A 15,804-nucleotide genomic window follows, 5' to 3' on the forward strand; every position below is an offset into this window, starting at 1 on the left:
TCTCTTACCCTTCAGCCACGATGTCGGCGATTGTCTTTTTCAGCACGCGCGTGACCTGTTCCAGCGCGCGTTTGTCGTCCTTGTTCAGGCCCTTCAGCGGAGGCCGCATAGCGCCGGCATCAATTCCATTCATGGTGACGCCATGCTTGATGGTCTGGATGAACTTGCCACCCTGTTCCAGCACCCGCATCAGCGGCATCATCGCGGACATGATCCGGCGGCCTTTGGTGAAATTCCCTTCGACCACGCAGGCCTGATACAGAGCCACATGTTCGGCAGGCAGGAAGTTCGACCCGCCGCACACCCAGAACGGCGCACCCCAGGCAAAGAATTCGAGCGCCTGATCGTCCATTCCGCAACCAAGCTGGATATGCGGATAGTCGCGGGCCAGCAAGTGCACCCGGTTGATATCGCCCGAGCTTTCCTTGATGCCGCAGAAGTTGCGGCTGCGGCCCACACGGTCAAGGAACTCTTCGCCCATCATCGTACCGGTGCGGTGCGGGTAGTTGTACAGCATAACAGGCAGATCAGCGGCCTTGTCGATGGCCAGCGCATTCAGCGCGTTTTCCCGATCAGTCGGCACTGAATACGGCGGGCTGGCCAGCAGGATCGCATCGGCGCCGATTTCGCGCGCGCCGGCGGCAAGGGCAATCGAATCCGGCGTCAGCATCGCGCCTGTGCCAACCACCAATGGCAACCGGCCCTTCAACTGCTCATGCGTGAACCGGGCCAGTTCGACACGTTCGTGGACGGTCTGGGCATAGTTCTCGCCGGTCGAACCACCCGAGATCAGGCCATGCACGCCATTCTCGATCAGGTATTCGATCACGTCGGACAAGGCGTCCCAATTCACGCTGCCATCGTCGTGATAAGGCGTGACCACAGGGGTATAGATCCCCTCAAACTTGAAAATCGGGTTCATTCCGTCCTCATGCAGGTTTCGAAAGGGGCGGGATTCCCATTGGGACATCCAGCGCGTCAGGCATCACGAACATCTCGATCTGATCGCGTGACAGGTTCCAGTGATCTTCCGCCAGCCTGGCCGCCGTCGCCTCATCGCGCGCCTCGATGGCTGCGATGATCGCATCATGCTGTTGGCTGGCCAGCGACAGGTTTTCCGACATTTCACCGGTCTGTGGCCGATAGAACGTCATGCCGATCCGAGCGTGATCGATCAGCAACCGGTTGAACGACGGCAGCAGGTAGACATTGCCGGACATTTCACCGGTCACGTCATGAAAGCGGTTGTTGGCCAAGGCTCGGTCCTCGCCGGACCCGGACCGAAGGGCCGCCTTGAACGCCTGCTGGGCCTCTTTCAAATCATTGATCTGGGCGTTCGACGCATTCAAAGCCGCCAAACGCAGGATCGCTCCGTATACCATCGGCGCGGCAAGGAAGAAGTCGCGCAGGGTGGTGTAGGACATCTCGGAAACCCGGGCGCTGCGGTTTGTCCGCAGATCCAGATAGCCTTCGCCAGCCAACTGTCGAAACACTTCGCGCAGCGGCGTGCGCGACAAGCCGAATTCCTCTGACAAATGCGCCTCGTCCAGATCCGCGCCCGGGCGCAGGCGCAGCGTAAGGATGGACACTTTCAGGTGCTCTCTCAGCGCGCTTTTACGAGACTTGGCTTCGTCTTTCATGCTTTGGCCTCATCCTTCTGTTCGGCGAACGCGGTCGAATCGCGTGCGGTCACGGTTTTGTATTCCATAAAAATACAACTTGTATACAATAAAAATTCGTGCAGCATAGGTGCCTGCGAAATCGACTCATGTTCCGGACTTTGTCCCAGCTTGCAAACGGTACTGCTCATGCCTCAGACGCGGCACATCACTTTCATCCTTGTCGAGGAGTTCTCGCACCTTGCGTTTTCATGCGCGGTCGAACCCTTGCGGATCGCCAATCTTGTGAGCGGCGAAGAACTGTACCGCTGGTCCTTTGTGTCCGAACATGGCGAGCAGGCCGTGTGCTCGAACGGATCCATCACGCTGGTGCATTCCGGCCTTCAGGGTCTGGCAAAATGTGATCAGCTGTTTGTTCTGTCGGGCATTCACATGCGTGACCACGTCACCCGCCCCCTACTTGCAACCCTACGCCGCGAACGCGCGCGCGGCACGAAAATCGGCGCCCTGTGCTCGGGGGCATGGGTGCTGGCCGAGGCTGGCTTTCTCGACGGAATGCAAGCGGCAATCCACTGGGAATATCACGACGCGTTCATGGAAGCCTTTCCCGAGGTCAACCTGGTACGCAGCGTGTTCGTGGCCGATGAAAAGCACATTACCGCATCTGGCGGAACGGCAACGGCGGATCTGATGCTGCACCTGATCGAACGCGATCACGGTGAAGAACTGGCCATCGATGTGGCGGATCAGATGGTCTACAACGCGGTACGCAATGCCACGGCCAAACAACGGGTTTCCCTGCAATCACGCAACGGAATGCGCAATGCGCACCTCGCCAAGGCGATCAACATCATGCAGGACAGTATCGAAACCCCGGTTTCCCCCTCGTTCATTGCAGAAGAGCTTGGCATTTCAACCCGACAGCTTGAGCGGCTGTTTGGAAAATACCTCAACACGTCGCCCAAGAAATACTTCATGGAAATGCGGCTGGAGCGCGCCCAGAAACTGTTGCTTCAGACCGAAGCGTCCGTCACCGAGATTGCCGTGGCCTGCGGCTTTGAAAACCCGGGCCATTTTTCGCGCGTCTACCGGTCAAGCTTTGGCGTCACCCCGCACGCGCAACGCAACAAGATCGACTGACAGTATCGGGTAGTGGACTTGCCGAAAACGATACGGCAGGGGATGCCGCGCTTTGTCGGCCCATGACGGGCCTGAACGGGCATCCCCCTAACCCTGCCGAGATACCCCCTCATTAAAACCGGACTAGTCAACAGATCGGCAGGATGATGTACCAATAGATTTGGATATTGGCATAAGTTTTGCGAGAACTTGTCATACATGCGATTCTTGTGCCCTTATTCGTTAATCTTTGCCTCAATTGAGACTTTTGATTCAGCGAAGTCCGGCAACCTCAAAGGTCATAACCACTTGTGAAAAAAATAATTTTTGGGTTTCGCTCATTGCTGCATTCAAGGACCGCACTGAGGAGCAGTTTTTCCGCCTTCAATCCAGCGTGTTCGTTTTCTGCGCAGCCCCAGGCATGGACGAGGCAATCTCGGCTCAACTGCTTCGGTTGCGCGCTTCAAAACGTCAAACGGGCGTACAAGCACCATCTCTAACGGAATTGCGTCATATCGAGACTGGACGCGGCGCGCGTGATTTCATGGGCGCTGGTCGCCGCGCCTGATCCGACGCGAACGTTCAGTTTCTCTGTCCCGCTGAACCGCTGGAAATACGCAAATTCCATCGTGGTCAGCGCATCCATATCCTGACATTGAACAACGTAGTCAGCCTGGAATTCCGAATGTTCGCCCGTTGCGAATGACGTGCCCCCCTCGCCCGCGTTATCCTGCTGCCCCGGAATATCATGCGTCAGGATCACGTTTGCAGATGCGGTAAAGCACACGGCGTCGGGCGGGACGACAAACAGATCCAGTGGTTTGGACAGTTCGGAAATCGCGATGGCGACGCGCGTACGATCGTCATCACTTGCCACCGGGGTCTCGAACCCGATTATGTCAATGCTTGGAACCCTAAGGGACAGCGTAAATTCCGTGTCCGCAAACACGATTTCCAATTGACCGGACCCATGTTGATGGGTGGGCGTGATCTGCGTCGCCTGAGCGGCAAGAGCTGCCGGAAAAAGAGACAACGCCAGAACAGAGCACTTCATTAACCAAAAACCGCCTTTAACAGAATCACAACAGTGATTTTACCGCGAATCACCTGCCACGCAACGTTAACCCTCGGATCGGAGCTCGCCAGATTTGGGGAGGAGCGTGGGAATCAACCATCATTGCCTATATCCGACAATAAAACTCAGGTTGACATTGCTGACCAAATAACTCAGTTATTTCTTCGCGAAACCCGCGGGGCATCCCCGCGCGATCCGACAGTTCTGACAGGAAAGCACCGAAATCCTATGACCAATTTATTCACCACTGCCAGCGCCCTGACATTTTGCATGGCAACCGCCGCAATCTCGGGTGATGCCCCCACCAAGGCAGATGTACTGAACACCTATGCCAATATTGCGGAAGCCAAATTTGAGGACAGCCTGATTTCAGCCAGGAAATTGCAGGATGCGGTCAACGCACTGATCGCCGATCCCTCGGACGCAACGTTGAACGCGGCGCGCGCGGCCTGGGTTGCTGCGCGTGTCCCCTATCAGCAGACGGAAGTCTATCGCTTCGGCAATGCCATCGTTGATGACTGGGAAGGCAAGGTGAACGCCTGGCCTTTGGACGAAGGTCTGATCGACTATGTCGACGCGGCCTATGGCGGCGCGACGGACGAAAACGAATTTGCCGTGCTGAACGTCATCGCCAACCCCAGCTTCCAACTGTCGGGCGAGACCATTGATGCCAGCGAAATCACCCCCGAACTGCTGAGCGACACCCTGCACGAAGCCGATGGTATCGAGGCGAATGTGGCAACCGGCTATCACGCCATCGAGTTCCTTCTGTGGGGTCAGGACATGAACGGCCATGGCGCCGGTGCCGGCAACCGACCAGCGACCGATTATGCGCAGGGCGAGAACTGTACCGGCGGCCATTGCGACCGTCGCGCGCAATATCTGAGCGCTGCGACCGAACTGCTGGTCAGCGATCTGGCCTGGATGGCGGATCAGTGGAAAGACGGCGGAGCGGCGCGCGCAGCCCTTATGGAGAACGAAGCAGCAGGCATCAGCGCGATCCTGACCGGCATGGGCTCTCTCTCGTATGGTGAGCAAGCCGGCGAACGGATGCGCCTTGGCCTGATGCTGAACGATCCTGAAGAAGAACATGACTGCTTTTCTGACAACACCCACAACAGCCATTACTATGACGGGTTGGGCATCCAGAACGTCTATCTGGGCAGCTATACCCGCATTGATGGCACCCCGGTCTCGGGCGCATCTCTGGCCGATCTGGTCATCGCCACGGATCCGGCGCTGGATACCGAGATGAAAGCGAAACTGGCCGCCACCATGCAGGCCCTGGGCAAGATCAAGACAACGGCCGAGGCGGGATTTGCTTATGACCAGATGCTTGAGCGCGGCAACGAAGGCGGCGAAGCCCTGATCATGGGCGGCGTCAACGGCCTGATCGATCAGACCAAAACGATCGAACGCATCGTAACTGCGCTGGAACTGGACGGGGTTGCGTTTGAAGGGTCAGACAGCCTGGATAACCCGGACGCCGTCTTCCATTAATCTTCAAGCGGGCCGGAGAGGGTTTCTTTCCGGCCCCTGCAAACCTTACTGATCGTCTGACAAGGCGGCGAAACGAGCCAAGACCAATGATTGTCTGCCACTGCACCAACATATCCGATCACGACATCCGTGCCACCATCGACTGGATGCGCACGGCGGATCCGCGGACCATCATCACCCCCGGTAAAATCTACCATGCCCTTGGCAAATCGGCGGATTGTGGCGGGTGCATGCCGTTGTTCCTAGACACGATGCGGGCCAGCGGTAATCTGGAAGTCCCCATGCAACTCCGCACTTTGCGTGCCGGAGCAACACAGGAGAAGGCTGATGAAAGGCGATCCGAAGGTCATCGAATATCTGAACAGGTCTCTGCGGCATGAGCTGACTGCCGTCAGTCAATACTGGCTGCATTACCGCCTGCAAGAAGATTGGGGCCTTGGCCATATGGCCAAGAAAAGCCGCGAGGAAAGCATCGAAGAGATGGGCCACGCGGACAAGCTGATCGAACGGATCATCTTTTTGGAAGGTCACCCCAACCTTCAGAAACTGGACCCGTTGCGGATCGGTCAGACGCCGAAGGAAACGCTGGAATGCGACCTGGCGGCCGAGATCGACGCCAGGGCACTTTACAAGGAAGCGCGCGAATATTGTCGGGAGGCCGGCGACTTTGTCTCCATGTCGCTGTTCGAAGAGTTGATGTCCGATGAAGAGGGACACATCGACTTCCTCGAAACGCAGCTCGACCTGTATGAAAGGATCGGCGAAGCCAATTATGCGCAACTCAACGCATCGAAAATGGACGAAGGCGAATAGCCTTCTTGCCTTGTCGGTGGTCGCCCTGGCGGCCACCCCCTCCCTGTCAGCCGAGCTGCGGGACCTGCATCTGAAATTCACCCCCCGCACCGACGAGGAACGCGCCCGCATTGCGGCCGTGACCGCGCGCCCGCAGGATTATGGCGTGTCGCAGCCGTTCGAAGAACTCTCTGCCGGGGCGGCGACTGTCCGGGTCCGCAACGACGCGGATGCGTTCTCGCAACCCTCGGGCAATCTGAGCTTCGAGCAGGAGCTGGATTTCAAGGTCGGCAACGGGTTGTTCAAGAAAATCTGGGTTTCATCACCATCATCCACATTGGCCTCTGACGGGTTGGGGCCGCTGTACAACGCGCGATCCTGCCAGCGTTGCCATATCAAGGATGGGCGGGGGCACACACCCAACGGCCCTGATGACAACGCGGTCTCGATGTTCCTTCGGGTCTCGATCCCCGGTGCGCCGGAAGACGGGTATGCCGGGATCGAAGACTACATCGCCACCCGGCCCGAACCCAACTATGGCGGGCAGATGCAGGATTTCGCGCTTGCGGGACATCCGGCGGAATATCGGCTGGATATCTCCTACGAAGAAGTCCCCGTTGAACTTTCTGACGGCGAGGCCGCGTCGCTGCGCCGCCCGTCTTACAGGGCCGCTGATCTGGGCTATGGCCCGCTGCACCCGGATGCGATGCTGAGCCCGCGGGTCGCACCGCAGATGATCGGGCTTGGCCTGCTGGAGGCGATCCCGGTCGAAGACCTGCTGGCCCGGGCTGATCCCGACGACGTGGATGGGGATGGCATCTCGGGCCGTCCAAACATCGTCTGGTCTGTTGAATACGGCGCCCCGATGATGGGCCGGTTCGGGCACAAGGCAGGCATGCCGACGGTCATGGAGCAATCCGCCGCAGCCTTTGCCGGGGATATCGGTATTTCAAGCCCGCTGTACCTGGCACCTCAGGGGGACTGCACGGACTTGCAGGTGAACTGCGTCGAGGCCCCGCATGGCGACACCGATACCCGCGCGTTCGAGATCGATCAGCAGGGTATGGACCTGGTGGATTTCTACAGCCGCAATCTGGGCGTGCCCGGCCGCCGTGATGTCGACGACCCCGAGGTGTTGCGCGGCAAAGAGGTGTTTCACACGATCGGCTGCGCATCCTGTCATACTCCGGCCCATGTCACCCACCGGCTGGAAGATCGGCCCGAGCACAGCTTTCAGCTGATCTGGCCCTATACCGACCTGCTGCTGCATGACATGGGCGAAGGTCTGGCGGATCACCGCCCCGAGGCCCGCGCGACGGGGCGCGAATGGCGGACGCCGCCTTTGTGGGGCATTGGTCTGACCGAACGCGTCTCGGGCCACACGCAGTTTCTGCATGACGGGCGGGCACGCAATCTGCTCGAGGCGATCCTGTGGCACGGCGGCGAAGCCCAGGCCGCGCGCGATGCGGTTGTGTCGATGCCGAAAACTGACCGCGACGCCCTGATCCGTTTTCTGGAGAGCCTCTGACCCATGCGTATTCTTACCTTTGTTGCCGCGTTGATGATGCCGCTTGCCGCACAGGCGCAGGACCGCGCACCGATCCTGATGGACGTTGCCGAGACACATATCCTGCCCAGGTTCGACAAGCTGCCGGAAACGACCGGGGCTCTGGTCAGTGCTTCGCGGGTGGATTGCGATCCGACCTCACCGGCGTTGCGCGCGGCTTATGATGCGGCCTTCGACAGCTGGATTTCCGCCAGTCACCTGCGATTCGGTCCGACCGAGGTCGATGATCGTGCGTTTGCCATGGCGTTCTGGCCCGACACGAAAGGGTTCACCACCAAAGCCCTGTCCCAGCATATCGCAACCGAGGATGACGCCGTGCAAGACCCGGAAGCCTATGCCGAGACATCCATAGCGGGGCGCGGGTTCTTTGCACTCGAACGGATGCTGTTCGATCCCGCCTTTGCAGAGCAGGGCAATGCGGATTACCGCTGCACGCTGATTCAGGCGATCGCGGCGGATATTGATGCCAACGCGCGGGCGATGGCCGATGACTGGCAAAGCTATGCCCCCAGCCTGACCCGGCCCGGCGAGAACGGCCGATACCGAACGCAGGACGAAGCGATGCAGGAACTGTTCAAGGCTTTGTCCACGGGTCTTGAATTCACGGCCGACACTCGGCTTGGTCGCCCGTTGGGCACGTTCGACCGCCCGCGCCCGAACCGCGCCGAAGCGTGGCGGTCGAAGCGATCCTTGCGCCATGTCGAACTTTCACTGATGGCCCTTCGTGATCTTGCATCGCGATTGGCCTTTGATCATCCCGATATCGCCGCGGATCTGGATGCTGCCTTTGCGCGCGCCATCGAGAATGCCCAGGCCATTGACGACCCGGCGTTGGCGGGCGTTTCGGATCCGCAGGCCCGGTTCCGTATCGAGGCCCTGCAACAGTCCATCCACGATATTCGCGCCATTGCGTCGACTGAACTTGGCCCGACCCTGGGCATCAGCGCAGGCTTCAATTCTCTGGACGGGGACTGACCCATGACATCGCGCCGCCGTTTCCTTGCAGGGCTTGCTGCAACCTCTCTGCCACCGATCCATGGATGGGCCTCGGTGGGCAGGCCGGAGTTTCTGGCCGCAGGGCTGTTTCCGGATGGTTCGTATCGACTGGCCGGGCTGGATGCACAGGGAACCCTTCTGTTTTCCGTGCCCCTGCCCGCGCGCGGTCATGCGGCGGCGGCGCATCCGGTCAAACCACAGGCCGTGGCCTTTGCGCGCCGTCCGGGCACCTTTGCCGTGGTGATTGATTGCGTGACGGGATCACCGATCGCGCGGCTGACGGCGCCGGAAGGTCGGCATTTCTATGGTCACGGAACTTTTTCAGCCGATGGCGCGATTTTCTTTGCCGCTGAAAACGATTACGAGGCCGGAGAAGGTATCATAGGCGTCTGGGACGCCGAAACATTTGCGCGCTTGGGCGAATTCCCGTCCGGCGGCGTCGGGCCGCATGACATGCGTCTGATGCCGGGTGGGAAAACGCTTGTGATTGCCAATGGCGGGATCGAAACCCATCCCGAAACCGGGCGCACGAAGCTGAACCTGCCGACGATGAAGCCCAATCTGACCTACCTTTCCCTGTCGGGCCTGGTTCAGGAACAGGTGTCGCTGGCGGCTGCCCTTCACAAGAACTCGATCCGCCATCTGGCGGTCCGTCGCGACGGGCTGGTGGGCTTTGCAATGCAGTGGCAGGGCAGCAAGGCCGAACATCCGCCCTTGCTGGGCCTGCACCGTCAGGGGGAAACCCCGCACCTTCTGTCAGCGCCTGAGCAGGATCAGAGCACGCTGCAAGGCTATGCCGGCAGCATCGCGTTTTCGGCGGATGGTGCAACCGTTGCCATAACCTGTCCGCGCGGCAATGCGCTGCATCGGTTCGACGTGGCCAGTGGCACTTTCAGCGATGCGTTCGAGCTTGAGGATGTCTGCGGGCTTGGATCGGGCCCAAGCGGTTTGGTTTTCACCACCGGAACCGGTGTGTTCGGCGCGTTGGCCACTGCGCACCCCGAGATCCGGACCCGCGCGAAGTGCCAGTGGGACAATCATCTCGTCCCGATCACCCCACCGGCATGAAATTCGGATTTTTCCGTCACATAGTTTAGGCTTGGAAGAATCAAACAGCTGCCGTATTGGCGGGCGCGAAACTGGCACCCCTACGTTAAGGACCGACTTGATTGAAACAGACGCCCGACGCACCGCATTCCATCTACGGAGTTGAGAAATGGGGCAAAGGCCTCATCGAGGTGACGGAGCAGGGCGAAATCGGTCTGCGCAATCCCTTGGCCCCCGAGGTTGGCGCGATCAGCCTGCCCGGTATTCTCAGCGATCTGGACGACCGAGGCATCAAGGCCCCGATGGTTCTGCGCGTGTCTTCCTATCTGGAACACGAGATCGCGCATCTGAACGAAAGCTTCCGCGACGCCATCGCCCGCGTCGGTTACAGGGGCAGCTATCGCGGTGTGTTTCCGATCAAGGTGAACCAGCAGGCCCAGGTCGTCGACCGGATCGTCGAATTCGGCAAGAAGTACAACTATGGGCTCGAGGCCGGGTCCAAACCCGAACTGGTGATCGCGCTGGCACATCGGCTGGCAAGCGAAGCGCTGATCGTCTGCAACGGCGTCAAGGATGCCGAGTTCATCCAGCTGGCCATCCTGTCCCGCAAGATCGGGTTCAACACGGTGATCGTTCTTGAAAGCCCGAAAGAGGCTGACACGGTGATCGAGGTCTACAAGGAATTGGAGGTCGAACCGCTTATTGGCGTGCGGGTGAAACTGACCAACCAGATCAGCGGCAAATGGGAAGAAAGCTCGGGGGACCGCTCGGCTTTCGGTATGAACACCGATCAACTGGTGGCCACGGTGGACAAGCTGCGCGACGCGGGCCTTCTGCATTGCCTGAAGTTGCAGCACTCGCATCTGGGCTCTCAGGTGCAGGACGTCAACGACGTGCGCCGCGCGGTGGGCGAGGCCTGCCGCTATTACACCGAACTGACGCGCGAGGGCGTGCCGCTGACCCATCTGGACCTCGGCGGTGGAATGGGTGTGGACTATACCGGTGAAAAGAAGGCGGCTGAAAACTCGATCAACTACACGGTCGAGGAATACTGCGCCAATGTGGTGGAAACCGTGGCCTATGCCATGGACGAGGCCGCGGTGGACCACCCGACGCTGGTCACCGAAAGCGGCCGCGCGGTGGTGGCGACGTCGTCGATGCTGGTGTTCAACGTGCTGGAAAGCACGCTCTATGATGCGCCCAACGGCCCCGAGGTTGAAGCCGACGATCACCACATGGTTTCAGACCTTGCCGCAGTGCACGGCTATCTCAGCAAAGACCGTCTTCAGGAATGCTGGAACGACGCCACCTTCTATCGCAACGAATTGCGCGCCCTGTTCCGCCGTGGATATGTAGACCTGCGCCAGATGGCCCGGGCGGAGCGGATCTACCTGTCGCTGATGGCCCGCCTCAAGGCGCTGGCGGCCAGTGACGATCTGGAAACCGACGTGGACGACCAGCTTGAGAAAGTGGCCGATATCTACCACTGCAACTTTTCTCTGTTTCAGTCCTTGCCAGACGTCTGGGCCATTGACCAACTGCATCCGATCGTGCCCTTGCAGGGCCTGAACCAGACACCCGACCGCCGCGCAGTCCTGTCCGACATCACCTGCGACAGCGACGGCAAGATCGACCGGTTCATCCTGGCCGACGGTGTTTCACCCAGTCTGCCGGTGCATACCCTGCCCGAAGATGATGAATATTTCATGGGCGTCTTTTTCGTCGGCGCCTATCAGGAAACGCTGGGCGATCTACACAATCTCTTTGGCGACACCAACGTCGTCACCATCGACCTGCGCGCTGACGGAGGGTTCGACTTGCTGCACGAACAAGAGGGCGACACGATCAGCCAGGTGTTGTCCTATGTCGAATTCGACCCCACCGACTGCGTCGCCGCTTTCCGCAAAATGGTGGACGAGGCGATCTCGACCGGTACTCTGAAGGCCAAGGACCGCAAAACCTTGATGAGCGCCTATCGCGACTCGATCAACGGCTACACCTATTACGAATAACCCCCTGTGAGAGGAGATTACCCCCATGGGTTCACTTAGTGGCAAAACACTGGTTGTCGGCGCGGGCGGCGTATCCCACGCCGCCGTGCACAAGATGGCGATGAATTCGGACATCTTCACCGAAATCACACTGGCCAGCCGGACCAAGTCAAAATGCGACACCATCGCCAAATCGGTAAAAGAGCGCGTGGGCGTTGACATCGCCACCGCCGAGCTTGACGCCTACAAGGTCGAAGACACGGTCAAGCTGATCAAGGAAACAGGCGCGGAAATCCTGGTGAACCTGGCCCTGCCCTATCAGGACCTGGTGCTGATGGACGCCTGCCTCGAGGCCGGGTGCCACTATCTCGACACTGCAAACTACGAGCCCGAGGACGAGGCCAAGTTCGAATATCACTGGCAATGGGCCTATCAGGACAGGTTCAAACAGGCCGGCCTGACCGCGATCCTCGGCTCGGGCTTCGATCCGGGTGTTACATCCGTCTTTGCCAAGTGGCTCAAGAAACACAAGCTGGACACGATCCGCCAGATCGACGTTCTGGACGCCAATGGCGGCCAGAACGATCAGGAATTCGCCACCAATTTCAACCCGGAAATCAACCTGCGCGAAGTCCTGGCCGAAGTGCGCCACTGGGAGAACGGCGAATGGAAGCACTCTCCCGCCATGACCCACAAGGTCGAGTTCGACTTCCCCGCCATCGGCCCCAAGAACATGTACCTGATGTATCACGAGGAACTGGAATCGCTCAGCACCCATTTCCCCGAGATCGAGCGCGCCCGCTTCTGGATGACATTCGGCGATGCCTACATCACCCATGCCAAAGTGCTGGAAAACGTCGGCATGACCCGCATCGACCCGGTGATGCATGACGGCAAGGAAATCATCCCGATCCAGTTCCTGAAAACCCTGCTGCCCGATCCCGGCGATCTGGGCGCCGAAACCAAGGGCAAGGCCTGCATCGGCGACATCGCCACGGGTCAGGCCAAGGACGGCTCGGGCGAGAAAACCTATTACATCTACAACATCTGCGACCACGAAGAATGCTATCGCGAGGTCGGCAGCCAGGCCGTCAGCTACACCACCGGCGTCCCCGCGATGATCGGCGCGGCACAATTGCTGAAAGGCAACTGGCGCGAACCGGGCGTGTGGAACATGGAACAGCTCGACCCGGACGATTTCATGGACATGCTGAACACCCACGGCCTTCCCTGGCAGGTCCACGAACTCGACGGGCCCGTCGACTTCTGATCCCTCGGGGCGGTCCGCGCGACCGCCCTGCTTCATCTGGCTGAAAATATCCCGGGGGGTCCGGGGGGCAGGCCCCCCGGCCTTTTCACAATCGGAGACGCCCGACATGTCCGACATGATGACCACACAGGCCGGAGACGCCGGCGCCTTCCGCCACTTCGACCTGACACGCGTGCCGTCACCCTGCTTCGTCGTCGACGAAAAGGCGGTGGAGCGAAATCTGGCGGTTCTGGCCGATATCGGTGAGCGCTCTGGCGCGCATGTCCTGTCGGCGCTCAAGGCCTTCTCGATGTTCGCTCTGGCCCCTCTGGTGCGACAGTATCTCGGCGGCACTTGCGCAAGCGGCATCTACGAGGCCCGGCTGGGCCGCGAGGAATATGGCGGCGAGGTCGCGACCTTCTGCGCGGGCTACAAGGATTCCGACATCGACGAGATCCTCGCGCTGTCGGATCACGTCATCTTCAACAGCCCCGCGCAGAAAGATCGCTTCTTAGCCAAGGCACAGGCCGCCGGGCGGCAGGTCGGGCTGCGCATCAACCCTGAACACTCCGAAGGCGAGGTTGCGAAATACGACCCCTGCGCCCCATGCTCGCGCCTTGGCACCCCGGTCAGCCAGCTGGACGCCAAGGCGCTGGAAGGCGTGGACGGGCTGCATATGCACACGCTTTGCGAACAGGGGTTCGAACCGCTGGCGCGCACCTGGGCCGCGGTCGAACCGAAGCTGGCACAATTCCTGAACGGCCTGAAATGGCTGAATTTCGGCGGCGGCCACCACATCACCCGCAGCGACTATGACCGCGACGGGCTGGTGGAGTTCATCAAACACATCCGTGCCAAATACGGCGTCGAGGTCTATCTGGAACCCGGCGAGGCGGTGGCGCTGGATGCGGGCATCCTTGTGGGCGAAATCCTCGACCTGCCGCACAACGGCATGGATCTGGCGATCACCGACATCTCGGCCACCTGCCACATGCCCGACGTGATCGAGGCCCCCTATCGCCCCGCCCTGATGGACGAGGCTGAAACCGGCCACACCTATCGCCTGGGCGGCCCCTCGTGCCTGGCGGGCGATGTGATCGGCGACTACACCTGGGCCGAACCGCTAAAAATCGGGCAGCGCTTTGCCTTCCTCGATCAGGCGCATTACTCGATGGTCAAGACCAACACGTTCAACGGCGTGCCCCTGCCCACCATCGCCCTGTGGAACAGCGAAACCGATGAGTTGAAGATCATCAGGGAATTCGGCTACGACGACTTTAAGGACAGACTTTCATGAGCATTTTCCTCGACAGCGAACTGACCGACGCCGAACGCAGCGAAGACGCCCGGTTCCGCGTGATCCCTGTGCCTCTGGAACGCACGGTCTCCTACGGCTCGGGCACGGCAAACGGCCCCGCCGCAATCATCGCGGCCAGCAATGAACTCGAACGCATCACCGGCCACGCCGAACCCTGCGTCGAAGGCATCTTTACCGAAGCCCCGCTGGATTGCGACGGCCCGCTGCCGGATGTCATGGAGCGCCTCGCCCAGCGCACCGAGGCCGCCATCCGCGCCGGCAAGGTGCCGGTCACGCTGGGCGGTGAACACTCGCTCAGCTATGGCGCGGTCATGGGGGTGACCCGCGCCCTGGGTCAGCCCGTCGGTATCGTGCAGATCGACGCCCATGCCGACCTGCGCAACGCCTACCAGGGGGAAAGGCACAGCCATGCCTCGGTCATGCACCTGCTGGCCGAGGAAGGTATCCCACTGGCCCAGTTCGGCGTGCGCGCCTTTTCCACCGAGGAAGCAAAAAGCCGCCTGAGGAATCGCGTCTTCCACGTGGATGCCGAAGAGTTGGTCACCGGCAACATCCATGCCGTCGACCTGCCCGAGGATTTCCCCGAACTGGTCTATGTCAGCTTTGACGTTGACGGACTGGACCCGGCGCAGATGCCCGCGACCGGTACGCCCGTTCCGGGCGGGCTGGGATACTATCAGGCGCTTCGCCTCGTCGAACACGCCCTGAAGGGCCGCCGCTGCGTCGGCTTCGACGTGGTCGAACTGGCCCCCGACGGCAATGCCGCCTGGGATTTCACCGCGGCGCAGATCGTCTATCGCCTGATGGCGAGCTGCTGAACAGGCAGGCGGGCCGGGCTGGCCCGCCTGATCCGGTTCCTAGCCGGTTTTGCCGTCATCGGCGGTTTCGTTCAGCTCCATATGGCCTTCGCCCCTGTTCAGGACGCGGCGCAACATGGGTTCAAAGAACTCCAGCGGCTTGGTCGGATAATTCGGGTCGAACGCCTTCTGATCGTATTCATGGCAGAAATAGCGACAATCTTCCCAATAAGGACTGTCGCGATATTTGTCGCGCGCGTTGCGGTCGCCGCCCAGATGGTGGTTGTAGTAATATCCCTGAAACACGCAATGATGCTTGAGAATCCAATACGTCTTTTCGCTGACGTAAGGCTTCATCATCGCCGCTGACAGCTCTCCGTGATTGTAGGGTGACAGGATATCGCCGGTATCGTGGATCAGCGCCGCCACCACCAGTTCCTCATCCGCACCGTCCTCGTAAGCACGTGTCGCGGCTTGCAGGCTGTGCTGGTAGCGGTTCACCGGATAGGGCGTCCATTCTTCGTCCAACGAGCGGATGGCATCGAGGATGCGATCTGGCAGGGCCGCATTATACGCCTCTTCGTACTCCATCACGGCGTCCCAGTCGGCTTTGGTGGCTGTCTCGAAACTGGTCCAGGTGGGTTTGTGGCTTTTGTCCAGCATGGCTGATCCTTTGGCATATGTCCTGAACGGAAGCGTAGTTCGAAACCAAGCTCCAAAAAAATGAATTGATT

The 15,804-nt window shown here is 60.0% G+C and carries 16 protein-coding genes; 11 read left to right on the plus strand and 5 right to left on the minus strand.

The features are described from left to right. Window positions 1-4: 4 nt before the first annotated feature. The 3 genes from FIU92_RS12270 to FIU92_RS22800 are packed head-to-tail and all read right to left on the minus strand — an operon-like array spanning window position 5 to window position 1,810. Window positions 5-922, minus strand: a complete 918-nt coding sequence (locus FIU92_RS12270) for a dihydrodipicolinate synthase family protein (protein WP_152458886.1) — start codon at window positions 920-922, stop codon at window positions 5-7. Between the two features lie 7 nt (window positions 923-929). Beyond that, a complete protein-coding gene (locus FIU92_RS12275) occupies window positions 930-1,640 on the minus strand; it encodes a GntR family transcriptional regulator (protein ID WP_152458887.1) in 711 nt (236 codons plus the stop codon). Then, window positions 1,637-1,810 (minus strand): hypothetical protein, encoded by a 174-nt coding sequence (locus FIU92_RS22800; RefSeq protein ID WP_171168785.1) that lies wholly within the window; start codon window positions 1,808-1,810, stop codon window positions 1,637-1,639. Before FIU92_RS22800 ends, FIU92_RS12275 begins: the two co-directional genes overlap by 4 nt. Between FIU92_RS22800 and FIU92_RS12280 the strand changes: the two genes are divergently transcribed. Continuing rightward, window positions 1,809-2,759, plus strand: a complete 951-nt coding sequence (locus tag FIU92_RS12280) for a GlxA family transcriptional regulator (protein ID WP_152458888.1) — start codon at window positions 1,809-1,811, stop codon at window positions 2,757-2,759. The two genes, FIU92_RS22800 and FIU92_RS12280, sit on opposite strands and share 2 nt — an antisense overlap. 475 nt (window positions 2,760-3,234) lie before the next feature. On the opposite strand, the gene FIU92_RS12285 is transcribed toward FIU92_RS12280, so the two are convergent. Beyond that, window positions 3,235-3,792, minus strand: a complete 558-nt coding sequence (locus FIU92_RS12285; protein ID WP_152458889.1) for a DUF2796 domain-containing protein — start codon at window positions 3,790-3,792, stop codon at window positions 3,235-3,237. 249 nt (window positions 3,793-4,041) lie between these two features. On the opposite strand from FIU92_RS12285, the gene FIU92_RS12290 reads away from it, so the two are divergent. From FIU92_RS12290 to speB, 10 genes are all read left to right on the plus strand, one after another. Next, window positions 4,042-5,313 (plus strand): imelysin family protein, encoded by a 1,272-nt coding sequence (locus FIU92_RS12290; protein ID WP_152458890.1) that lies wholly within the window; start codon window positions 4,042-4,044, stop codon window positions 5,311-5,313. 86 nt (window positions 5,314-5,399) lie between these two features. After that, entirely contained in the window at window positions 5,400-5,693 is a 294-nt protein-coding gene (locus FIU92_RS12295) for a bacterioferritin-associated ferredoxin (protein ID WP_152458891.1), read from the plus strand. Continuing rightward, entirely contained in the window at window positions 5,641-6,126 is a 486-nt protein-coding gene (gene bfr, locus FIU92_RS12300) for a bacterioferritin (RefSeq protein WP_152458892.1), read from the plus strand. Before FIU92_RS12295 ends, bfr begins: the two co-directional genes overlap by 53 nt. 16 nt (window positions 6,127-6,142) lie before the next feature. Then, the gene (locus tag FIU92_RS12305) at window positions 6,143-7,633 is read left to right on the plus strand and encodes a di-heme oxidoredictase family protein (RefSeq protein WP_152459909.1); all 1,491 of its coding nucleotides are present in this window, start codon (window positions 6,143-6,145) and stop codon (window positions 7,631-7,633) included. A gap of 3 nt (window positions 7,634-7,636) precedes the next feature. Continuing rightward, window positions 7,637-8,647 (plus strand): imelysin family protein, encoded by a 1,011-nt coding sequence (locus FIU92_RS12310; protein WP_152458893.1) that lies wholly within the window; start codon window positions 7,637-7,639, stop codon window positions 8,645-8,647. A gap of 3 nt (window positions 8,648-8,650) precedes the next feature. Next, the gene (locus FIU92_RS12315; protein WP_152458894.1) at window positions 8,651-9,736 is read left to right on the plus strand and encodes a DUF1513 domain-containing protein; all 1,086 of its coding nucleotides are present in this window, start codon (window positions 8,651-8,653) and stop codon (window positions 9,734-9,736) included. Between the two features lie 101 nt (window positions 9,737-9,837). Then, entirely contained in the window at window positions 9,838-11,727 is a 1,890-nt protein-coding gene (gene speA / locus FIU92_RS12320; protein WP_152458895.1) for a biosynthetic arginine decarboxylase, read from the plus strand. Between the two features lie 25 nt (window positions 11,728-11,752). Beyond that, on the plus strand, window positions 11,753-12,976 hold the full coding sequence (locus tag FIU92_RS12325; RefSeq protein ID WP_152458896.1) for a saccharopine dehydrogenase family protein: 1,224 nt from the start codon (window positions 11,753-11,755) through the stop codon (window positions 12,974-12,976). Window positions 12,977-13,082: 106 nt separating this feature from the next. Beyond that, window positions 13,083-14,252, plus strand: a complete 1,170-nt coding sequence (gene nspC, locus FIU92_RS12330) for a carboxynorspermidine decarboxylase (RefSeq protein WP_152458897.1) — start codon at window positions 13,083-13,085, stop codon at window positions 14,250-14,252. After that, complete coding sequence (gene speB / locus FIU92_RS12335; protein ID WP_152458898.1) at window positions 14,249-15,091, plus strand: agmatinase; 843 nt, start codon at window positions 14,249-14,251, stop codon at window positions 15,089-15,091. The genes nspC and speB overlap by 4 nt, the downstream gene beginning before the upstream one ends. A 39-nt stretch (window positions 15,092-15,130) precedes the next feature. On the opposite strand, the gene FIU92_RS12340 is transcribed toward speB, so the two are convergent. Then, complete coding sequence (locus FIU92_RS12340) at window positions 15,131-15,733, minus strand: HD domain-containing protein (protein ID WP_152458899.1); 603 nt, start codon at window positions 15,731-15,733, stop codon at window positions 15,131-15,133. Between the last annotated feature and the right edge of the window lie 71 nt (window positions 15,734-15,804).

The organism is Ruegeria sp. THAF33, assembly GCF_009363615.1.
Lineage (GTDB): Bacteria > Pseudomonadota > Alphaproteobacteria > Rhodobacterales > Rhodobacteraceae > Ruegeria.

Coding starts and splice junctions, on each gene's coding strand:
- FIU92_RS12270 (WP_152458886.1), bottom strand. CDS start 922: ATGAACCCGATTTTCAAGTTTGAGGGGATCTATACCCCTGTGGTCACG.
- FIU92_RS12275 (WP_152458887.1), bottom strand. CDS start 1,640: ATGAAAGACGAAGCCAAGTCTCGTAAAAGCGCGCTGAGAGAGCACCTG.
- FIU92_RS12280 (WP_152458888.1), top strand. CDS start 1,809: ATGCCTCAGACGCGGCACATCACTTTCATCCTTGTCGAGGAGTTCTCG.
- FIU92_RS22800 (WP_171168785.1), bottom strand. CDS start 1,810: ATGAGCAGTACCGTTTGCAAGCTGGGACAAAGTCCGGAACATGAGTCG.
- FIU92_RS12285 (WP_152458889.1), bottom strand. CDS start 3,792: ATGAAGTGCTCTGTTCTGGCGTTGTCTCTTTTTCCGGCAGCTCTTGCC.
- FIU92_RS12290 (WP_152458890.1), top strand. CDS start 4,042: ATGACCAATTTATTCACCACTGCCAGCGCCCTGACATTTTGCATGGCA.
- FIU92_RS12295 (WP_152458891.1), top strand. CDS start 5,400: ATGATTGTCTGCCACTGCACCAACATATCCGATCACGACATCCGTGCC.
- bfr (WP_152458892.1), top strand. CDS start 5,641: ATGAAAGGCGATCCGAAGGTCATCGAATATCTGAACAGGTCTCTGCGG.
- FIU92_RS12310 (WP_152458893.1), top strand. CDS start 7,637: ATGCGTATTCTTACCTTTGTTGCCGCGTTGATGATGCCGCTTGCCGCA.
- FIU92_RS12315 (WP_152458894.1), top strand. CDS start 8,651: ATGACATCGCGCCGCCGTTTCCTTGCAGGGCTTGCTGCAACCTCTCTG.
- FIU92_RS12325 (WP_152458896.1), top strand. CDS start 11,753: ATGGGTTCACTTAGTGGCAAAACACTGGTTGTCGGCGCGGGCGGCGTA.
- nspC (WP_152458897.1), top strand. CDS start 13,083: ATGTCCGACATGATGACCACACAGGCCGGAGACGCCGGCGCCTTCCGC.
- speB (WP_152458898.1), top strand. CDS start 14,249: ATGAGCATTTTCCTCGACAGCGAACTGACCGACGCCGAACGCAGCGAA.
- FIU92_RS12340 (WP_152458899.1), bottom strand. CDS start 15,733: ATGCTGGACAAAAGCCACAAACCCACCTGGACCAGTTTCGAGACAGCC.